The 20,147-nt window shown below is 69.7% G+C and carries 14 protein-coding genes and 2 pseudogenes; 7 read left to right on the forward strand and 9 right to left on the reverse strand.

Features of this window, described 5'->3' with window-relative positions; translation table 11 throughout:
- Positions 1–2,463, reverse strand: a pseudogene (locus tag JZ791_RS38490) (SRPBCC family protein); the annotation flags it as partial.
- A 411-nt stretch (positions 2,464–2,874) separates the two neighbouring features.
- On the opposite strand from JZ791_RS38490, the pseudogene JZ791_RS45650 reads away from it, so the two are divergent.
- The 3 genes and pseudogenes from JZ791_RS45650 to JZ791_RS38500 all read left to right on the forward strand — a co-directional run.
- A pseudogene (locus tag JZ791_RS45650) lies at positions 2,875–2,940 on the forward strand (hypothetical protein); the annotation flags it as partial.
- Positions 2,941–2,993: 53 nt separating this feature from the next.
- Positions 2,994–3,341 carry an ArsR/SmtB family transcription factor gene (locus tag JZ791_RS38495; protein ID WP_216901996.1) on the forward strand — a complete coding sequence of 116 codons (348 nt, stop codon included), beginning with the start codon at positions 2,994–2,996 and terminating at the stop codon, positions 3,339–3,341.
- Positions 3,338–3,829: an SRPBCC family protein gene (locus tag JZ791_RS38500; protein ID WP_216901999.1), complete on the forward strand. Its 492-nt coding sequence runs from the start codon at positions 3,338–3,340 to the stop codon at positions 3,827–3,829. Before JZ791_RS38495 ends, JZ791_RS38500 begins: the two co-directional genes overlap by 4 nt.
- A gap of 264 nt (positions 3,830–4,093) precedes the next feature.
- Here the strand turns inward: JZ791_RS38500 and JZ791_RS38505 are convergent, their stop codons facing one another.
- The 5 genes from JZ791_RS38505 to JZ791_RS38525 all read right to left on the reverse strand — a co-directional run bounded on the left by JZ791_RS38505 (position 4,094) and on the right by JZ791_RS38525 (position 9,813).
- Positions 4,094–4,609, reverse strand: coding sequence for a cupin domain-containing protein (locus tag JZ791_RS38505; protein ID WP_216902000.1), 516 nt, complete (start codon positions 4,607–4,609; stop codon positions 4,094–4,096).
- 804 nt (positions 4,610–5,413) lie between these two features.
- Entirely contained in the window at positions 5,414–6,652 is a 1,239-nt protein-coding gene (gene mshC / locus JZ791_RS38510; RefSeq protein WP_216902001.1) for a cysteine--1-D-myo-inosityl 2-amino-2-deoxy-alpha-D-glucopyranoside ligase, read from the reverse strand.
- Positions 6,653–7,252: 600 nt separating this feature from the next.
- Entirely contained in the window at positions 7,253–8,116 is an 864-nt protein-coding gene (locus JZ791_RS38515) for an SCO1664 family protein (protein ID WP_216902002.1), read from the reverse strand.
- A 215-nt stretch (positions 8,117–8,331) separates the two neighbouring features.
- The gene (locus JZ791_RS38520; protein ID WP_216902004.1) at positions 8,332–8,919 is read right to left on the reverse strand and encodes a DUF3090 domain-containing protein; all 588 of its coding nucleotides are present in this window, start codon (positions 8,917–8,919) and stop codon (positions 8,332–8,334) included.
- Positions 8,920–8,946: 27 nt separating this feature from the next.
- Positions 8,947–9,813 (reverse strand): histidine phosphatase family protein, encoded by an 867-nt coding sequence (locus JZ791_RS38525; RefSeq protein WP_216902006.1) that lies wholly within the window; start codon positions 9,811–9,813, stop codon positions 8,947–8,949.
- 386 nt (positions 9,814–10,199) lie between these two features.
- Between JZ791_RS38525 and JZ791_RS38530 the strand changes: the two genes are divergently transcribed.
- The 4 genes from JZ791_RS38530 to JZ791_RS38545 all read left to right on the forward strand — a co-directional run bounded on the left by JZ791_RS38530 (position 10,200) and on the right by JZ791_RS38545 (position 15,340).
- Positions 10,200–11,159: an aldo/keto reductase gene (locus tag JZ791_RS38530; protein WP_216902011.1), complete on the forward strand. Its 960-nt coding sequence runs from the start codon at positions 10,200–10,202 to the stop codon at positions 11,157–11,159.
- Positions 11,160–11,853: 694 nt separating this feature from the next.
- Entirely contained in the window at positions 11,854–12,987 is a 1,134-nt protein-coding gene (locus JZ791_RS38535) for a heme/hemin ABC transporter substrate-binding protein (RefSeq protein ID WP_438804605.1), read from the forward strand.
- Positions 12,988–13,439: 452 nt separating this feature from the next.
- Positions 13,440–14,498, forward strand: a complete 1,059-nt coding sequence (locus JZ791_RS38540; RefSeq protein ID WP_216902014.1) for a FecCD family ABC transporter permease — start codon at positions 13,440–13,442, stop codon at positions 14,496–14,498.
- Positions 14,499–14,524: 26 nt separating this feature from the next.
- Positions 14,525–15,340 (forward strand): heme ABC transporter ATP-binding protein, encoded by an 816-nt coding sequence (locus JZ791_RS38545; RefSeq protein ID WP_216902016.1) that lies wholly within the window; start codon positions 14,525–14,527, stop codon positions 15,338–15,340.
- A 39-nt stretch (positions 15,341–15,379) separates the two neighbouring features.
- Here JZ791_RS38545 and JZ791_RS38550 read toward each other — a convergent pair whose 3' ends face one another.
- The 3 genes from JZ791_RS38550 to JZ791_RS38560 form a co-directional block, all read right to left on the reverse strand.
- Positions 15,380–17,572 (reverse strand): MMPL family transporter, encoded by a 2,193-nt coding sequence (locus tag JZ791_RS38550; RefSeq protein WP_308163368.1) that lies wholly within the window; start codon positions 17,570–17,572, stop codon positions 15,380–15,382.
- Positions 17,573–18,078: 506 nt separating this feature from the next.
- A complete protein-coding gene (locus JZ791_RS38555; RefSeq protein WP_308163369.1) occupies positions 18,079–18,672 on the reverse strand; it encodes a WKL family lipoprotein in 594 nt (197 codons plus the stop codon).
- 517 nt (positions 18,673–19,189) lie between these two features.
- Positions 19,190–19,561, reverse strand: a complete 372-nt coding sequence (locus JZ791_RS38560) for a hypothetical protein (RefSeq protein WP_216902008.1) — start codon at positions 19,559–19,561, stop codon at positions 19,190–19,192.
- Positions 19,562–20,147 lie beyond the last annotated feature (586 nt).

A 20,147-nucleotide genomic window follows, 5' to 3' on the forward strand; every position in this document is an offset into this window, starting at 1 on the left:
GATGAAGGGCGTCAGGTGCCGGAATCCGGTACGCGGCGGGGTGGCCGAATACACGCCCACCGAATGTTTTGTCAGGTACCAGCCCAGAGCGGTCGCCAGGCCGTAGCCGCCCGGGTCGGCACGCAACGCGGGCAGCAGGGAGGCGACCGCGTGCCCGGTGTAGTTGTTGCCCGGTCCGCCGCCGAAGGTGAGCCCGCCGGTCACCGACAGCGGACCGTCCGGATCGTCCAGGGGCAGCCCGAGTTCGCGCGCGGCGATCTGCACCGCCACCGGGAAACACGCGTACAGGTCCACGTGAGTCAGCTGCTCGACGCCGATGCCGGCGTGCTCGAGCGCCGCCGCGCCTAGGGTGCGGATGGCCGGAGACTCGGCCAGGCCGGCGCGCTCGCTGACGAACCACTCGTCGTGCCCGGAGGCGCCCGCGTGCGGGAAAACCCATGCCTCCTGCGGGATTCCGGCGTCCTGGGCGGCCGCGACGCTGGTCATGATCAGGCCGCTGGCCATGTCGACCTGGAGGTTCGCGCATTCGAGTTTGGTGTAGGGGCTCGATACCATCCGATTGTCCGGGGTGGCCGTCGCGATCTGCTCAGGCGTGAATTGCTCGGGCTGCCAGGCATATTCGTTGTTCGCGGCGACCGAGGACAAGCGTGACCACAGGTGAGCGATCGCGTCGGCGTGTTCGGCGGGGGTACGGCCCAGCAGGTGCCGGTTGGCCGATTCCAGCAGCGCGTACATGTTGATCGGAGCGATCAGACCGGCGGTGGACTCCGCGGAGTTGTTGGCGGGCTTGTCGATGCCCGCCGTCCGGGTGGGTTTCGCGGCCGGATCCTGCGCGGGCCACCGCAGGTCGATCCCGGCGCGCTGCGCCAGGGCCTGGGTGGCGCCGGCCTCGGCGCCGGTGATCAGCACGATCTCGTATTCGCCCGCCGCGATCGCCGCGGCGGCCTCGTTGATCAGCAATTGCGCGGCGTCCCCGCCGAAGTCGACGGACTGCACGGTATCGACCGTCCCCGCGCCGATCCGCTCGGCCACCACCGCACCCAGATCCCGATACTGCCAGGACGCGCAGGCCGCGGCGAACACCGCGTCGGCCCGATGCAGCAGCTGTTCACCAGCCGCCACGGCACCGGCGGCCGGGATGGCATGCGACGAGCGGCCACCGGCACCACCCAAGACGCCGGTACCAGACGCAACACCACCGGCAGCGTCGGCAACAGTCGCAGCACCAGGCACAGCAGCACTAGACGCACCAGACGCAACGCCACCAGGCACGTCGGCAGCGGAAGCGGCCCCGCCCGGCACGGCAGCGCCGAATGCCGAACCACCAGACGCGTCGGCGCTGGTTACAACGCCACCAGGCGCATCGGCACCGGCTGCAACACCACCGGACACATCAGCACCGGCTGCAACACCACCAGGCACAGCAGCATCGGATGCGACAGCACCCAGCGCGACAGCACCGGTCGCGTTGGCGATGGAAGCGGCGTCATCAGACGCGGTAGTACCGGATGGTGAGTCCTCGCTCAGACCGCCGTCGGGCCTCACGGCGCCGGTGGTCACCCCGCCCGCGGCAACTCCGGCACCCATCGCGTCGGCGGCGGCCCGGCGCAGAGCTTCCGCGGCCAGCTCTGCCGGATCGGAGTAGTCCTCGCCCGGACTGCGCCGCACTACCTGACCGGCCCCGACCAGCACCGGCGTCGCGGGATCCAGGTCGAGCCCGGAGGCGATGTGCCGCACCGGCTTTCGTGCGATGCGTGCCGGTCCCGCGGTCGCGACGGCCGCGGGCAGCCGCTCCAGCGACTCGCGCAGCGCCTCGCCCACGCTGCGCGCCACCGAACCGCCCAGCGGTCCGTCGACCGGCGGACCCGCCAGACCGGCGTCGAAATCCACGATCGACTGGGATTCATTGCCCGACACCGTGATCCAGTACCCCAGCCGCACCTGCTGCGGCGCGGTGCCGCGCAGGGAGAAACCGCGCTCCCCGGCCGCGGCCACGGTCCAGTCGATATCGACCGGCAGGCCCATGATCTGCGCCCGCTGGGTGAAGGTCAGCCCCTTGCGGATCGGGCCGGGAGCCTCGCCGCGCCAGCCGGTGTGCAACACGAACCATTCGCCGAGGCGGTCCAGATCGCGCAGATACGCCAATACCGTCGCGCGCGGCATGTCCAGCACCTGCTCGGCGTGCGCGGTCCGGGAGAACCCGCTCATCCCGGCCGGGGCCAGTCGTTCGCGGCGCTCCTCGGCCGAGGGGCCGCGCGAGCCGGGGGCGTAGGACGCGGGCGTGCCCTGTGCTGGAGTCGAGGCGGCCCGGGGCGCGGCGGGCTCCGGGGCAGGCGGGGCACCGGCGATCACTCCCGCGACCAGCTCGCGCACCAACCGCGGATTCTTGCGGATCACCGCGGCCAGTTCGCCGCCCGCGCGCAGTCGTGTGCGCACCGAACGGATTCGATCGACACCCCGCACAGCTGACCACCTTCTCTCCATCGAGTCTCGTCCATTAGACCGCGCCCGGCCTCGCGGTCACATCGCGGCCACCGCTCGGGGGGTGTACCCCCACATCCACCGGTGAACCCACAGCAAGCTCCTCCGCTGCCCAGCTACGCGATCCTGGAGCGGTGATCGGCGGGACGTGGGACCTGTTCCGGTTGTGGTCTGGGGGAACGGCTCGCCGGAGACGGCCGCCGGTGCTGCGCCCCGTGACCGCACCCGACAGCACACCGACGGACACCGCTCGACACGGAAGGCACGGAAGGCACGGAAGGCACGGAAGGCACGGAAGGCACGGAAGGCACGGAAGGCACGGAAGGCACGGAAGGCACGGAAGGCACGGATATCACCCGAATCGGTGCGGCCGGTTGTTCGGCGAGGTTGCCCTGCCGGTCGTGCGGCGTGATCGCCGACGTCGACTGCGCGGTCGGCGAGGTGCCGGGCCTGACCGCATTACGGGCTAACGTGCTTGTCAAAGCCTATATGTAACTCTATACTTACCGTTCGTGGGTACTTACCAAGATGCGGCGCTGGATGCGCTCGGCGATCCCACGCGCCGGGCGATCTTCGAACGGCTCGGACGCGGTCCGTGCGCGGTCGGCGAGATCGCCGCCGAACTGCCGGTCAGCCGTCCGGCCGTCTCACAGCACCTGAAGGTGCTCAAACATGCGGGATTGGTCACCGACCAGGCGGTCGGCACCCGCCGGGTGTACCGGCTCGACCCGCGGGGCATCGACGCGCTGTGCGCGTACTTCACCCACTTCTGGTCGACGGCGATGTCGGCCTTTCGCGAGGAAGTGAACAGACAGGCCCGCGCGGAGCGCGCCGGCCTCGCAGACGAGGAGCAGTCATGACACAGGTCGAGCGCGATCAGACGCACGGCAAGGAGATCCGCGTCGAACTCACCGTCGATGCCCCGATCGCCAAGGCGTACCAGGTGTTCACCACCGGCATCGACACCTGGTGGCCGCGTGAACACCACATCGGCACAGGCACACTGGTGCAGGAGATCGTCGAACCCCGGGTCGGCGGACGGCTGCTGGGCCGCGAGGCCGACGGCACCGAATGCCCGTGGGGCACCGTCCTGGCGTGGGAGCCGCCGACCCACTTCGCCTTCTCCTGGGCGATCTCCCTGGCCTGGCAGTACGAGCCCGATCCCGCCCGCACCAGCCGCGTGGATGTCACCTTCGCCGAGATCGACCCCGACCACACCCGCGTCACCCTCGTGCACTCGGGCCTGGAGAATCACGGCGCGGGCTGGGAAGCCATGCGCGACGCGGTCTCGGATCCGCGCGGCTGGCCGGGTTTGCAGGAGCTCTACGCGAAGGTCGTCGCCGCCTGAACCGCGTGCACGGCCGGTTCGCGGCAACGCCGATTCGACGATTCGGACCGCGGCGGCGATGGCAGCCCACTCGAGCGATCCGTTCACAGCGGACGGGCACTGCCGACGGCCCCTGGAATGCGAGCGCAGAGCATGGTTGACGGCCCTGCGCCCGTCGACACAGATCGGCGCCCACGAGCGACGGTGCAGTCGTTCCCGTGATGAGCGACCGGACAGTGACGAGTGCGACCGGATATCAGAGGAAGCGGTCGCACCCACCCGTGCTCACTCGCTCGGGGTACGCGCGTCCGGGCTCATGAACCTCTCCCACTCCGGGCTCGGCTGGAAGTGGTTGTCGAAGACCTCCTGGCTGGCCAGGATCTCCTGCGGATCGGCCGTACCGCTGCGGATACGCTCGATCAGCCGGAAGTAGTCCGCGCGCGCCACGCCCGGCATCAGGAACAGCATGTCCACGCCGGTGTCCTCGGGAGTGGCGAACGCGTGCTGGGTGTTCGGCGGCACCAGCAGGAAGTCACCGGTCCGGGCGGTCACCACCCGATCTCCGGTCAGCACGTGCAGACCACCCTCGATGATGAAGAACATCTCCATCGTGTGCTCGTGATAATGCGGCAACGCACCCGGCGTGCCCTTGGCCATCGTCGTGCGGCTCGCGCTGATCCCGCCGCCCGAGCCGTCCCCATCCGCCAGTAACCGGATACTCATAGGCGCCGCTCCCAGCACCTCCGCCTCGTCCGCCCGCACCAGAAACGGCGCCGACTGCCCCGTATGCAACAGTGACATGCCCTGTCTCCCTTCACTCAGCGGAACGACGAGACAGCACCCAGCACTGTGACATCCACCCCGACGCGACGTCGGCCCCCAGGGTGATCAGCAGCGGACCACGGCCGTCGGTCCGGCCTGACGCTACATTTTCCGCACCGAATCCTCCGCTTTCCGCGAATCCTGGCCGGAAAATGCAGCGATAGGCCGGGTTGTCCTTCGTGTGGTGATGGGCAGTCGGCTCGCCGTGTGCACTGTGGTCGCGGCCGTGCCTGAGAACCGGCCATGAGCGCGGCGTCCGGTCGGCATCGCGGCGAGCGGCCCGGAGAACCGGCCTCCCACTACATTCTGCGGCCCGATCCGTCCGGAAACCGACGATTCGACGCTGAGAATGTAGCGGGAGGCCGGGTTGTCGCATGGCAGTGCGGAGTCGGCACGCAGAGTGTTGTTCGGTGTGGTGATCGTGCGCTGATGCCCGGTGGGTCGTGGGCGTGGTGGCGGGTCGGTGCGGGAGAACCGGCCTCCGGCTGCATTCTTCGGGCCGAATTGTCGGAAACCCGCGTTTCGAGGCGCAAAAATGCAGCATCAGGCCGGATGCGCCGGGCATCCAGGTTGAGCAACGCCAAGGACGACCGATCGGGGCGTCGACCGGCGCGGCGCAGGGTCCCCGCAACGGCCCGCCGGCGGCCTGCGGCAGGTACCCGGAATCGTCGGGAATCGGACGGGAGAGCCCACGCCGCGACACGGACGTCGCTCGGGTCCGCAATAAGAGCCGGATGCCGGCATGGGACGTACCTTCGGCGCGCTCCGTGATCGGAGCCGGGTTCAGAGCCGGATGCCGAGCAGTGCGTCGACAGCGGTGGCGAGGGCTGCGGGGGAAGAGGGGTCCGGGCCGCCGTAGGTGAGGGCTTGGTGTGCCCAATTGTCCACGGCGGCAAGGGCCTTGGGGGTGTCCAGGTCGTCGGCCAAGTGCTGGCGCAGGCGGGCGATGGTGTCCTCCGCGGACGGGCCCGAGGCCAGGGACGTGGCGCGCTGCCAGGTGTCCAGGCGGGAGAGGGCCTCGGCCAGCACCGTGTCGGACCATTCGCGGTCCTGGCGGTAGTGCCCGGCGAACAGGCCCAGCCGCACCGCCGCTGGATCCACGCCCGTCGCCCGCAGTTTCGATACGAACACCAGGTTGCCGCGCGACTTGGACATCTTCTCCCCGTCCAGCCCGATCAGCCCGGCGTGCACATAGTGGCGGGCGAAGCGGCGACCGGCCACCAGCGCCTCGGCGTGCGCGGCGGAATACTCGTGGTGCGGGTAGATCAGATCGCTGCCGCCGCCCTGGATGTCGAATTCGGGGCCGATCCGGTTCAACGCGATCGCGGCGCACTCGATATGCCAGCCCGGGCGCCCCGTGCCGAACGGTGACGGCCACGACGGCTCCCCCGGACGGGCCGCCCGCCACAGCAGCGCATCGATCGGATCACGCTTGCCCGGACGCTGCGGATCTCCGCCGCGCTCGGCGAACAACCGGTCCATCGTCGCGCGGTCGTATCCGGACTCGTATCCGAACTGCTCGGTCGCGTCGTGGCGGAAGTAGACGTCGGGGAACTCGGCGTCGTCCACGACGTAGGCCGCCCCGCACGCCAGCAGCTTGTCCACCAGTTCCACGACCTCGCCGACCGACTCGATCGCACCGATGTAGTCGCGCGGCGGCAGCACTCGCAACGCGGTCATATCCTCGCGATACAGGGCGATCTCGCGGGTGCCCAGATCACGCCAGTCCACTCCGTCGCGTTCGGCGCGCTCGAACAGCGGATCGTCCACGTCGGTGGTGTTCTGCACGTAGTGCACCTCGTGCCCGCCGTCGCGCAGCACCCGATTCACCAGATCGAACGCCAGATACGTGGCCGCGTGCCCGAGATGGGTGGCGTCGTACGGGGTGATGCCGCACACGTACATGGTGGCGGCCGCCCCGGGCGTGACCGGGCGCACCTGCCGGTCGGCGGTGTCGTACAAACGCAACGGCGGTCCTGATCCGGGGACGGTCGGGACGGCGATATCGGACCAGGACTGCATTATTCGAGAGTAAAGGTGTGATCGACCCGGATGTGGACCACCCCCGCTCAGCGGTGGTGTATCCCACTCCCGGACACCCACCACGACCTGCATCGAGGCATACGCTGCCGAATGACAACGGTTGCAATCTCGCAGGCCCGAACGTGCCCGATACAGCCCGCGAGCGCACCCGACCCGACGGTCCGGCGACCAGATCCCCCCAGTGGTCGGATCCTTGCCCAGCAGCGGATTCTGAGTCTGGGCGTTCAGCGCGAACCGTGCCGGCATCGTCGGGTTGCTGGACGTGCCGCGCTGCCCATGGTCCGGGGGCCCGAACGCGTTGCCGTCCGCGCAGATCGAACTGACCTGGTCGGCTCGACCGTCCTCGCCGCACTGTTCAGCAACGGTCACACCTTCCTCGCACTCGCGCCGCCTCGAGCGGTCCGCCGAGGCACTCAGGCGGCATGACCGAATCACTCGGCAGCCGCTGACCACGTGCGCTGGAGGCAGCGAATTCCTGGTCGGTGATGTGCTCGAGCAGCATGTCACCGATTCCGTACACGGCAGCGCTGTCGGTTCATTCGAGCGGTCCCGGCCGACAGTGGGAACGCGGTGATCAGATCAGAACGCGGGCCAGGGGATCGGGCGGGAACTGCGGGGCAGGGGCATCACCGGATCGTTGAGCAGGCGGCGTGCGCGTTTGCCCAGGGCCCGGATCTCCTCGTCGGTGATGTGCTCGGACAGCGTGTCGCCGATCTCACCGGGCAGCGCCTTCACGAAGACTCCGATATCGGTCAGCAGGTCCTCGTCGACCGGCTCGCCCGCCCATCCCCACAGCACGGTGCGCAACTTGGGCTCGGTGTGCAGGCAGATGCCGTGGTCGACCCCGTACACCCCGCCGTCCGGGCTCTCGAGCGCGTGCCCGCCCTTGCGGTCGGCGTTGTTCAGCAGCACGTCCAGCACCGCCATGCGCTGCAGGCGGGGATCGTCGGCGTGCACCAGCGAGACCTCCGCGCCGCCGCCGTCCACCGCGCGCAGCACCTCCCGGAATCCCTCGGGCACCGCGCCCGCGGGCACCAGATCCACCAGATCCAGGCGGACGCCGCGCTCGTTGTGGTTGTCGACCGAGTCGATCCAGCGTTGCACCATGCCGGGACCCAGCGGCCCCTCCCGCAGGATCGTCTCGGGAATCACCGTCCAGCCCAGCGCCTTGGACACCAGATACGAGGCCACCTCGCGACCGGCCAGGGTGCCGTCGGGGAAATCCCACAGCGGCCGCTCCCCGCGCACCGGTTTGTACACCACGCGCACACCCGCATCGGATGCATCGGACACCCGCGCCAGCCGGGCACCGGGCGACCGGCCGGTCTCCCGGACCGTCCCGTCGGGTCCGATCTCGCACACCAGGGTCAGATTGCTCGCCGTGCTGATACGCCCGACGATCTCCAGATCACCGGCGTAGAAAGGATCGCAGACGTCGCTCACAGCCCTACCCCGTCACCACTCGCACGCCGCGCTCCGCTCACGACTCCACCTCGCCGGCGCTCGGCTCCGTGGTGCGCGACGCCGATAGATCTCTCCGTTGCGCTCATAGCCGCACCTCGCTGACGCTCACTTCCACCGCGTACGGCACCCGTTGTGCCCATCGCTCGCCTGCTTCCGGCACATGCGGTGACAGTGGTCGCCGGCAACGCATACGCTCAGTCTTCCTCGAGGTCGCCCGCGCCGAAGATGTCGCCGCGTTTGTACCCGTTGGTGCGCACACACATGTGCCCCTTCGTCGACAGCGGTTCCCCGCACAGCGGGCACGGCGGACGACCCGCCGCGATCACCCGCGCCGACCGCAGCGCGAACTCCCGCGCCTGGATCGGTGTCAGGAACACCCGGACCGCGTCGGGGCCCTCCTCGGTGTCGTCGAGCACCACCGATTCGTCGACCTCCGTCTCGGTGATCGCCAGCAGCTCCACCACCACCGCGTTCGCGTCGGCATCCCAGCCCAGGCCCATGGTGCCGACCCGGAATTCCGCGTCGATCGGGGTCTGTAGCGGGCCGTTGTCGTTCACGTCGTCGGCCTGGGGCGGGACGCTGGCGCCGAATCTGCGCGCCACCTCGTCCAGTAGCAGACCCATCCGATCGGCGAGGACCTTGACCTGCTGCTTCTCCAGCAGCACGCTGACCACCCGCACCTCCTGCACGGCCTGCAAATAGAAGGAGCGATCGCCCGGTTCACCGACAGTCCCGGCGACGAAACGATCGGGGGTGCGAAACACGTGGATTGCTCGGCTCATCTGCACCTCCTGAGACCACACTGCTCACTACAAAGAATCGGGGCGTCGCACATTCCCATTATCCGCATCTGCTACTGGTGAACGCCCCGCGGCCGTATCCTCGGCGCCCTCGCCGACTCGATCCGCCCCGGTCGCGGCCGAAGCGACGGGCTCGCCGCCCTGCTCGGCGCCGGTGGATCCGGTCGCGGGTTCGCCGTCGGCCGGTTCCGGATCGACCTCGCCGCCCGGGACCGGTCCGGCGCGTTCGCGCGAGCGCTGCTCGGCGGGCACCGCCAGCGCGGACAGGTCCGCGCCGGTGTCGTTGACCCGCCACACGTAGGGGGCGGTCGGGGTGTACCGCACGACGCTGATCGAGGCGGTGTCGACCATCAGCCGCTGGAAACCGTCCAGGTGGATGCCGAACGCGTCGGCCAGGATCGCCTTGATCACATCGCCGTGCGAACACGCCACCCACAGCGCGTCGCGGCCGTGCAGCTCGGTGAACCGCCGGTCGTGCTCGCGGATCGCGGCCACCGCGCGGTGCTGCACCTGCGCCAGACCCTCACCGCCGGGGAAGACCGCGCCGGAGGCGTGCTGCTGCACCACCTTCCACAGCGGCTCCTTCACCAACTCCGACAGCTTGCGGCCGGTCCAGTCGCCGTAGTCGACCTCGGCCAGGCGTTCCTCGGTCTCGGGCTCGAGGCCCAGCTTCTCGGCCAGCGGGGCGACCGTGCGCCGGCAACGCAGCAGCGGGGAGGCCACGATGTGCTCGATGGGCAACGGCGCCAGCCGTTCCGCCACCGTGCGCGCCTGTTCGCGACCGCGGTCGGTCAACTCCACCCCCGGGGTGCGCCCGGCGAGGGTATGCGCCGTATTCGACGTCGACATCCCATGCCGCAGCAGGATCACCGTCATGTCCTCAGCCTAGGCGATGCCGTGCCGCGGGTACGACCGCGCGCGGGCGACGGCGCGGCATCCGCGGCGCGAACAGCGAATTCGACTCCCGTGCGGCCGATTTCACCGGCGATGGGACGCGCGGCGGCCCGGCTTGGTACGGCACGTCCGCTACCTGGCGTTTCCGCTGTGCGATCGGGTCGCGGTGCGGCGCTCTCGCGCGGCTGTCGGATAATGCAGCACACGGGTGGCAACCACGGCGCCACCCCGCGGGCGCGGGCGGACCGGACGTACCGGATGAATCGGTGCGGCGGTTCGTGAGACCATAGCCGGTTCTGAACGGATTGGGGCCCTACGCTCTTGAATGTGACGGGCCTGTCGGATGTGACGGAAGTGTGGGCACGGTGATGGAACAGCGGGCGGTGGGGCGCAGTGGACTACGGGTCTCCCGGATAGGTCTGGCTACGCACACCTGGGGGCGGGAGACCGACGCGGACGACGCGGCGGTGCAGCTGGTGGCCTTCGTGGAGTCCGGGGGCACCCTGCTGGACACCTCGCCCGCCTACGCCGGAGGGGCCGCCCAGCGCATTCTCGGCGAACTCGTCAACGAGCTGGTGCCACGCGACGACCTGGTGATCAGCGGCTGCGCGGGCCTGGCCGCCGTCCCGGTCACCGCCCCCGACGGCGCGCCCGCCACCGAACTGCGCTGGCGCGTGGACGCCTCGCGGCGCACCCTGCTGCGCCAGCTCGACCGCACCCTGCTGGATCTGGGCACCGACTATCTGGATATCTGGAGCGTGGCGGCCTGGGATCCGCACACCCCCTTGGACGAGATCACCCAGACCCTGGACGACGCGGTCCGCTCGGGCAAGGTCCGGTACGGCGGCGTGCGCGGCCTGGACGCCTGGCAGCTGGCCACGATGGCGTGCGCCGCGCCCATCACCGCCGCGCAGATCCCCTACTCGCTGCTGTCCCGCAATCTCGAACACGACATCGTGCCCGCCGCCCAGCACCACGGCGTCGGCCTCATCGCCACCACTCCCCTGGCGTGGGGCATCCTGACCGGCAAGTACCGCAGCGGCGTGCCCGCCGACTCGCGTGGCGCCGCGGAGTCCACGGCCGCCCAGATCCGCGAGCGCCTCGACGACCACGCCGACCGCGTCGTGGACGCCCTGGTCACCGCCGCCGACGGGCTGGGCACCTCACCTCTGGCCGTTGCCCTGGCCTGGGTCCGGGACCGGCCCGCGGTCGCTTCCCTGTTCGTCGGGGCGCGGGACATGGGTCAGCTCACCGGGATTCTGGCCGCGGAAACGCTCGAGCTGCCGCGCGCGATCGCGGCGGCGCTGGACGACGTCAGCAGTATCTGACCGGTCGCGAGTATCTGACCGGTCGCGCCGCATCGAGTGTGGTCGCGTGCCGGTTCGGCTGTCGACCGGTCGGATATCTGGTTTCTATCGACGAGAATGATTGCGCTGCAACATATTCCATCTGGGCGGCTGTGATCGCGCAAGGTGGCGCCTCCAGCGCTCCCGGGATTTCCGGTGGAGGTTCGGCGATCGCCTGCGCGCCGCTCCGCGCTGACCGGCCTGGTCGCTCCACACTAACCGCGGCCGTGTATTACAGGATCGGTCCGAAATCATCGACAGAGTCCGAACCACCGACAGAGGTGAACGCTTCCGTCTTCCGCAGGCGCGGTGGGACCGGGCAGCCCCGCAATACTCGGTCCCGATGGCTCGTCCAGACCACCGACGGTAATCGTAGCCCGGGAGCATCCATCACATTCCGGCTCGCGGTGGACGGGTCGATCGCGTGTGAGCGCCGACACGCTCTTAGGCTTGCCTTCATGCGTGAGCGATCAACAGGCGCAGCCGGGCTTCTCGCTCGTGCCGCAGCCGGGCGCCGGCCAGGTGAGGACCCGAGTGAACGCGGCGTGCCGGCGGGGAGCATCGCCGAGCCGGGTTCGCTCGCGCCCGGGCACAGGGCCGGCGAGGGCTTGGTCGCTCGATCGATAGGCGCCGCGCTCATATCGGAGTCGAGGGCCACGGAGGTAGAGGTATGAGGGTGCGAGCAATGGACACGGCCGAGCCGGGTGCGAGCGGATCGTCGGCACGACGGGCCGTGCTGGGTGGCGGCCGGTCGACGTGGGCTCGCCCGGCGCGGACCGGTGCTGCACGCCGCGGACGTCGGCTTCTGCTGGCCCTGCTGGCTCTGCTGCTCGCCGTGGGAGTGAGCGCGTGTGGATCCTCCGGTGGCGCAGGTGGTTCCGCGGCCGGGCAGCGGGGTCCGGCGTCGGCGAAGCTGGACGATCCGAATCCGGTGCCGATCGGGCCCGCCCCGCACCCGGTACTGCCGGTGACCGTGCATTCGTTCGACGGCAGCCAGGTGACGGTCACCGATGCCAGCCGGATCGTCGCGGTCGACCAGTACGGCACGCTCGCCGAGACGGTCTGGGCGCTGGGACTGGGCAAGAATCTGGTGGGACGCTCGACCTCCGCGGCGTTCCCGGCGGCCGAGAATGTGCCCAACGTCGCCGGCGGCAGCGGCAGCATCAACATCGAAGGCGTTGCCGCGCAACGACCCACGGTCTTCCTCACCGACACCGTCAGCGCCACCCCCACCATGCGGGATCAGCTCAAAGCTCTCGGCATCACCGTGGTGTACTTCGACCCCGCCCGCACCCTCGACGGGGTCGGCCCGCAGATCGAGGCCGTGGCCGACGCACTCGGTGTGCCCGCCCAGGGACAGGCGCTGGCCCAGCGCACCCAGCACGAGATCGCCGCCGCGACCGCCGCCGTGCCCCAGCAGAACCCGGCTCCCAAGATCGCGTTCCTGTACCTGCGCAGCACCGCCATCACCATGATGGCCGGACCGAACTTCGGTTCGCACGCCCTGATCACCGCCCTGCGCGGCACCGACGCGGGCGCCGCGGCCGGGATCAGCGAACCGTTCGTCCCGATCACCAGCGAAGCCATGATCAGCGCGAATCCCGACGTATTCCTGGTGATGTCGGACGGCCTGAAGTCCATCGGCGGCGTCGACGGGCTGGCAAAGATCCCTGGCGTCGCCCAGACCACCGCCGGAAAAGCCGAGCGAGTCATCGACATGCCCGACACCGAAATCCTCAGCTTCGGCCCCAACACCGGCCGCATCATCGCCGCCCTCGCCCACGCCATGTACGGCGTGCACCCGGCATGAGCCAGGACAACGAGCACAGGAAAAATTCGGCCGAACCCACACTCGCGCCGAAGCACGGCGGAAGTATGAACGAGCGCAACGGAGACCCGGCAGTCGATCCGGCGACACCATCGCGGCGGCACCATGAGGTGTCTCCCGCACCCGGTGCCGACCACGCGCCCTGCCCCGAGATTGGCAGCGCCCGCACTCCGGCATCCGATGCGCACCGGCACTCGATGCATTTCGAGGCGGACGGTGAGGACCCGGAACCCACACCCGCCCGCGATGAACGACGGCATACGATGCGGGGCGGTGCGCTCGCGTCGGCAGACCTCCCGAATGCCAGCCGCACCGGCGAAACGCATCCCGACGATCGGGCAGACGCAGTCCGCAGCGCATCGGCGCAGCACGCCGCATCCCCGGCCGGGGACGTCGGTGGCCGGTCCGATTCGGTTCACCTCGACACTCCGGGTGTGGCGGACGGCATCCGGGCCAAGCGGCGCTCGCGGGTGACGGTCGTGTTCGTGGTGTCGATCGTGTTGCTCGTCGGGTTGGCGTTGATTTCCTCGACGATCGGGCAGGTGCCGACGACGCCGATCGAGGTGGTGGGGACGGTGCTGCACAAGATCGGGCTGGCGTGGGGGCCGCTGCCCAGGCATCCGGCGGGACAGGTGACGTTGTTGCAGGTGCGGTTTCCGCGGGTGGTGCTGGCGGTGCTCGTGGGGGCGGCGCTGGCGACGGCGGGGGCGCTGTTGCAAGGGGTGTTCGCCAACCCGCTTGCCGAGCCGGGGGTGATCGGTGTGTCGGCCGGGGCCGCGGTGGGCGCCGGTGTGGTGATCGTGACCGGTGGGGCGTTCGTCGCGGCCTGGTCGGTGGCGGCGGGGGCGTTCGTGGCCGGGCTCGGTACGACGCTGCTGGTGTATCTGCTGTCCCGTGCGGGTGGGCGCACCGAGACCGTGACGCTGGTGCTGACCGGTGTGGCGGTCAACGCGTTCGCCGGTGGGCTGATGTCGTTTCTGCTGTTCACCGCGACCGACGCCGCGCGCGACCAGATCGTGTTCTGGCAGTTGGGCTCGCTGAACGGGGCGACGTGGCAGTCGGTGGCCGTCGTCGCGCCGCTCACCGCGGCCGGGGTGCTGGCCGCGGTGCTCATGGCCCCGCGCCTGGATCTGCTCGCGCTCGGTGAGGCCGCCGCCCGGCACCTCGGGGTGGACGTGGAACGGTTGCGGCGCAACGTGATCCTCGTCGTCGCGGTGCTGGCTACCGCAGGCGTGGCGTTCACCGGCATCATCCTGTTCGTGGGCCTGATCGTGCCGCACGTGGTGCGCATGCTCGTGGGCCCCGCGCACCGGGTGCTGATCCCCTTATCGGCGATCCTGGGCGCGGTCGTGCTGCTGGCCGCCGACATCGGCGCCCGCGATCTGGTAACCAACGCCGACCTACCGCTGGGCATGCTCACCTCCCTGGTCGGCGGTCCGTTCTTCTTCTGGCTGCTGCGCCGCACCCGCGCCCGCTCGGGAGGATGGGCATGAGTGAGGCCACGCGAACCCTCACGCGGATGTTCGTGCGCGAGCACGGTGTTCCGGACCAGCCCGAGGCCGGGACGGTGACGCTGCGGGCCCAGGAGGTCAGTGTCGAGCGGGGTGGGCGAGGCGTGCTGGAGCGCGTGGATCTGGACGTGGTGGCCGGTGAGATCCTGGCGCTGGTCGGGCCCAATGGGGCGGGCAAGTCGACGCTGCTGGCAGCGCTGTCCGGGGAAATCGAATTATCCACGGGCACTGTGGAACTCGATGGCCGACCGTTGACGCAGTGGGCCACGGTCGATATGGCTCGGCGGCGCGCGGTGTTGCCGCAGAACCACACCGTCGGATTCCCGTTCACCGCCCGCGAGGTCGTCGCCATGGGCCGCGCGCCCTGGGCCCGCACCCCGCGCAACGCCGACGACGATACCGTGATCGCCGAGGCCATGGCCGCCACCGACGTGAATCACCTTGCCGCACGGCCGTTCCCGGCGCTGTCCGGCGGTGAGCGCGCCCGCGTGGCCCTGGCCCGCGTGCTGGCTCAGCACACCCACACACTGCTCCTGGACGAGCCCACCGCCGCCCTGGACCTCGGCCACCAGGAGGCCGTGCTGCACCTCGCGCGCGACCGCGCCGCCGCCGGAGCCGCCGTCGTGGTGGTCCTGCACGACCTCGGTGTCGCCGCCGCCTACGCCGACCGCATCGCGGTCCTGGAATCCGGCCGCCTCGCCGCCGCCGGCCCACCCCGCGACATCCTCACCACCGACCTGCTCACCCGCGTCTACCAGCACCCGGTCGAGGTCATCGACCACCCGATCACCGGCGCCCAACTCGTCCTGCCCCTGCGCCGCTGACACCCTCGCCCAGCCCGCACGCCCACCGCGCGTGATGTGCTACCGCCACACCAGTTTCAGTACCGCCGGTGTCAGGAACAGCCGAATCACGGTGGCGTCCAGGATGAGTGCGGCGATCATGCCGTAGGCGATGTATTTCATCAGCGCCAGGTCGGAGAAGCCGAACGCGCCGGTTACCACGATCAGGATCGCCGCGGCGGAGGTGATCACCCGGCCGGTGTGCGCGATTCCGTAGCGGATGGCCTCAGCGGGTGGCGCGCCGGCCGCGCGGGCCTCGGTCATTCGCGATTGCAGGAACACCTCGTAGTCGGTGGACATCCCGAACAGGACCGTCACGATCAGCACCAATACCGCGAACATCAGCGGGCCCGGGGTGAAGCCGAGCCATCGCGCACCGTGGCCCTCGACGAAGATCCAGGTCAGCACGCCCAGGGTGGCGCCCAGGCTCAGCGCGCTCATGACCACGGCCTTGATCGCAAGCACCAATGAGCGAAATGCCGCGTACATCAGCACGATCGCCGCGAGCACCAGGATCGTCGCCAGTTCCGGCAGTCCGTCGATGAGCCCGCGAATGCTGTCGTATTCCAGCGCCGGGACCCCGGCCGCCATGATCCGCACCCCGGGCGGGGCCGGTATCGAGCGCACCAGCTCGATCGCCGCGTCCGGATGGGTCTGGTCGACCAGTCCGGCCGAGAGCACGTCCACGCCGTGCGTGGTCGGCGCGGCCGCCTCGAACGGTCCGGTGATCCCGGGCGCGTAGTCGGCCTGGAATCGGATGTCCGACAGCTGCTGCGGATTCGCGCCCACCACAACCAGTTTCAACGGTTCGGTGCGGAAGTCGGGGAACAGCGCGTCGAAATGCTCCTGCGCCACCCGCGCCGGATTGCCGGACGCCAGATACTTTTCGCTCAACCCGCCGAAGGCGATGTGCCGGAACGGGATCAGCAATGCCAGCAGTGCCAGCACCACCGGCACGATCACCCGTACGGGCCGGCGCATCGCGAACAGTGCCAGGTCCGAGAAGAAACCCTGTCCGCGCTCGTCCCGGAAAACCGTTCCCACCTCGGCGCTTTCGGTGTTGCGCACGCTGGCCAGCCGATGCCAGCCCCACAGATCGATCCGCTCCCCGACGATGCCCAGCAACGCCGGCAGCGCCGTCACCGACAGCACCGCGGCCAGCAGCACCGCACTGATCCCCCCGTAGGGCACCGACCGCAGCACCTGATGCGGATAGATGAACAGCGCACCCAGGCTGACCGCGATGATCGCCGCCGAGAACAGCACCGTGCGGCCCGCGGTGGCCACGGTCCGCGCGGTCGCCTCCTCGACGCTGTTCCCGGCGTGCAACTCCTCCCGGAATCGGGTCACCGCGAACAGTCCGTAGTCGATCGCGAGCCCGAGACTCACGAGAGTGACCACGGCACTGGCGAACACGTTCACCTGGATGAAATCAGTCAGCAGCCGCAGCCCGCCCTGGGTGCCCAGGATCGTCATCCCGCCGATCAGCACCGGCAGCAGCGCCCCGAGCAGGCCGCCGAACAGGAAGTACAGCAGGATCGCCACGAGCGGCAGCGCGATCAGCTCGGCCCGCCGGATGTCGTGCTGCATGCCCAGGTTGATTCCCTCGACCACCGGTTGCAGTCCCGCCAACTGGACCGTGGTCCCGCCCGGGCCGCTTCCGGCCGGCCCCGCGCCCAGGTGATCCTCGATGGCCAGATAGTTGTTCACCGTCTCGGTGTCCTGCCCGCGCAGCCCGATACTGGCGAACGCGTGCGTGCGCGAGGCGTCGGCGAACCGGCCCATCACCGGACCGTCGAAGTAACTGTCGATCTTCCTGATCCGCCCCGGATACCGTGCCCGCAGATCCGACAAAGCTTGGCGCACGGCGGAATACACGCGCGGGTTGTCGATCGTCGTGCCGGGCGGGGCGGTGTAGAGCACGATCACGTCCGCGTCGGTGTCCCGCCCGAACGTCTCATCGGCGAGCTTCGAGGCGACCACCGATTCACTGCGATCATCGAACCAGCCACCCTGCGTCAGCCGCGGCCCCAGATCCCGCCCGTAGATCCCGGACGCCACCACCGCGAGCGCGAACACCGCCACCACCAGATATCGATGGCGATACACCCACCGGCCCCACCCCAACGCGAACGCCCGAAATCGGCCCTCCGACACCGGATCCGGTCCTCCGACCGGCCTCGGCTCGACCGCGGTCCCCCCGGTGCGGCTCACGACCGCGCCTCGCCGACACCGGGCGCCGTCGGGCGCCGGGCACGTCGTGCCCGAAGTTCGCCGCACCGCACTACGTTCACGACATCACCCCGCCAGCGTCCGACTCGGTTGCGCGGCCGGGCGCACCGGCTCCCTGGTTCCGCTACGTTCACGACGGCATCGACCGGCCGCCTCGAACGCCCGTACCGTACCCAAGCCGTGTCCGAACGGCGCGGCCGGCCGGTCCATGGCCGCGCGCAGCTGAGCCGACGCGCTGTCGGCATGTTCCACTCGGACGCCGCCGCTCGGAGTGTTCCGCGCGTGCTCGCAGTCCACCCGAATGCCGCTACGACCTCTGTCTGCCACGGCCGCACGCGACCGACGACCGTCGATTCAGCGGGTGCATGATCGGACTGCGCCATGCGTGTCACCGCATCCTCACCCGCGGGCCTGGCGAGTCGGGCGTTCGCGTGTTCGCTGCCGGACATCCGCACCACCGTGTGCTCGACCCTGTCGTCCACGCGAGGTCAGCCGCAGGCGGTGGTGGCGTAGTCGGCCGCGCGCAGGATTCCGCACAGATCGTCGCGGGAGACCTTCCAGGTGCTGTCGATATCGATGAAGTGGATGATGCTGGTGCGCACGTTCTCCCCGGTGCCGGTCTTGTCCAGGCGGACGGTCGCGGTCAGCGTCCCGTCGTGATTGTCGAACACCGGATCCACCACCCCGTACACCGCGTGCGGATTGTTGTGCAGCGCCTTGTAGAGATCCGGGATCGAGGAGGAGAACGCGGCACCGTCCTGGATCAGGTTCGTGCGGACGCTGTCCGGCAGCGAGGGATCCAATGCCCGCTTCAGCTGGGCGTCCAACTGCGCCGCGGTCGGAATGGGTGGCCGCGCCGCCGAACTGACCGACGCGGCCTGCGAGGAAGAGCTGAGTGCCGCATAGGCCGAGGAGCGGGCCGCGCCCACGGACGCCTCGTCCGGATCGCTGCTGCACGCGGCCACCACGGTCACGCTCGCCAGCAGCATCGCAACGGCCGCGAGCTTGGCGAACCCGGCCCCGGGTCGCGCGGACGCAGGTGTGGCGAACACCGTCCCGGCCCCGCCGCAGGATGCTCGCACCCTCGCCGACCCTCGTGTCCGACTTACCGGCCGAGCCGATCCGCGCACTACCATCCACATCCTCACCGGCGTCGAAGTGACTCCAAGTTAACGGAACTTCTCGAACAGTCTGGCACGCACCCCGCCCGAAAGGCCGCCTCCCACACAAACCCGGCGCGATCGCGGCGAATTCACCTCTCGACGCGCGCACTGTCCGACCGGAACCGAGACCGTGCTACCGCACACCGGGCACGAGATACTTGCCCGGTTCTGGCGCGATCGTGCTGACCGCCTGACCGACCGGTTGGGCACCCGCGCGCCCGGCAGGGTGCCACGCCCGGGCCGACCTCGGTGACGATGCCCGCGGCTGTACACGCGCGCCCCGCAGGGTGACCTGCTCGCAGCCGAACCCAATGACCACGAGTGCCTGACCGGGGACGGCGAGAGCGTTGAGCCGCCCATTTCGGCTGTTCACACGCGGCTGTGACGCCGATGGCCACCGCCGAACCATTCAGATCGCGGTGCGACAACGGACGGATCAGGCCGAACGGTCGATCACCGAACCCAGCCGCCGCAGTAGCTGAGCGCGCACGGTGGTGGATTCACGCGGGATACCGTCGTGCGCGCCGCCGGTCGACTCGGCCACGGGCAGCAGATCGCACACCAGCGCCTCGACGCTGCGCGCGTCGTCGAGGTCGATATCGGTGACCGGGGTGCGGGCGACGGCCACGACATCCTCCGGACCCGGCACATCGGCGTCCAGGTCGGGCCGGTAGATCTCGAGGGTCAATATGGTGCGCACCGTACGGAACGCGAACGGGCGACCGTCATCGGTGGTGCCGAAGCCGTGGGCGAACGAACCGACGGTCAGATCTTCGAGGACGAAACCGGACGGTGGGTCTGTAGACAACCTCGTCTCCTGTTCAGGCCGATATGGGCAGATCCACCGTAACCCCGACCACCGACATTCGGTCGCATGCCCAATAGTGGCGTGAACCGCACCCGCTGTCCGACACGCGACCCCGGCGGGCGGGTCGGGTGCGCGATCATGGTCAGATAAAGAAGTCCGCATGAACCACCCCGGGGCGTCGGCGGCCCGCATTCTCGCCCGGAGCGGCGGTTCCTGCGGTAGGGACAGAACATGTGCAGTCGGGCCGCGGTGTGGCGGCAAGAAGGAGTTCGGAATGCGCGTTCGCGGCGTGCGACAGGCCAAGCGGAGAGAATCATCGACGCGGCGCGCCTCGCAGACAGCTGAGCCGAGCCTCCCGTCCCGTCCACGCGCCGAACGCGGGCGCGTAGGCCGCTCGGTGTGCGCGCTCACCCTCGCGGTCGCGGTAACGGCGGCCCTGCTGGCCGGATGTTCGAAACACTCCGACAGCAGCGCGAAGGCAGGCCCCGCCCCCGCCCATGCCCGTCTCTTATACACATTTCCGAGCCCACGAGACACTCGCTAAACTCGTATGCCGTTCTCTTCTTGAAAAAAAAAAAATAAAATG

Origin of the sequence: Nocardia alni (assembly GCF_019038435.1) — a bacterium.
GTDB lineage: Bacteria > Actinomycetota > Actinomycetes > Mycobacteriales > Mycobacteriaceae > Nocardia > Nocardia alni.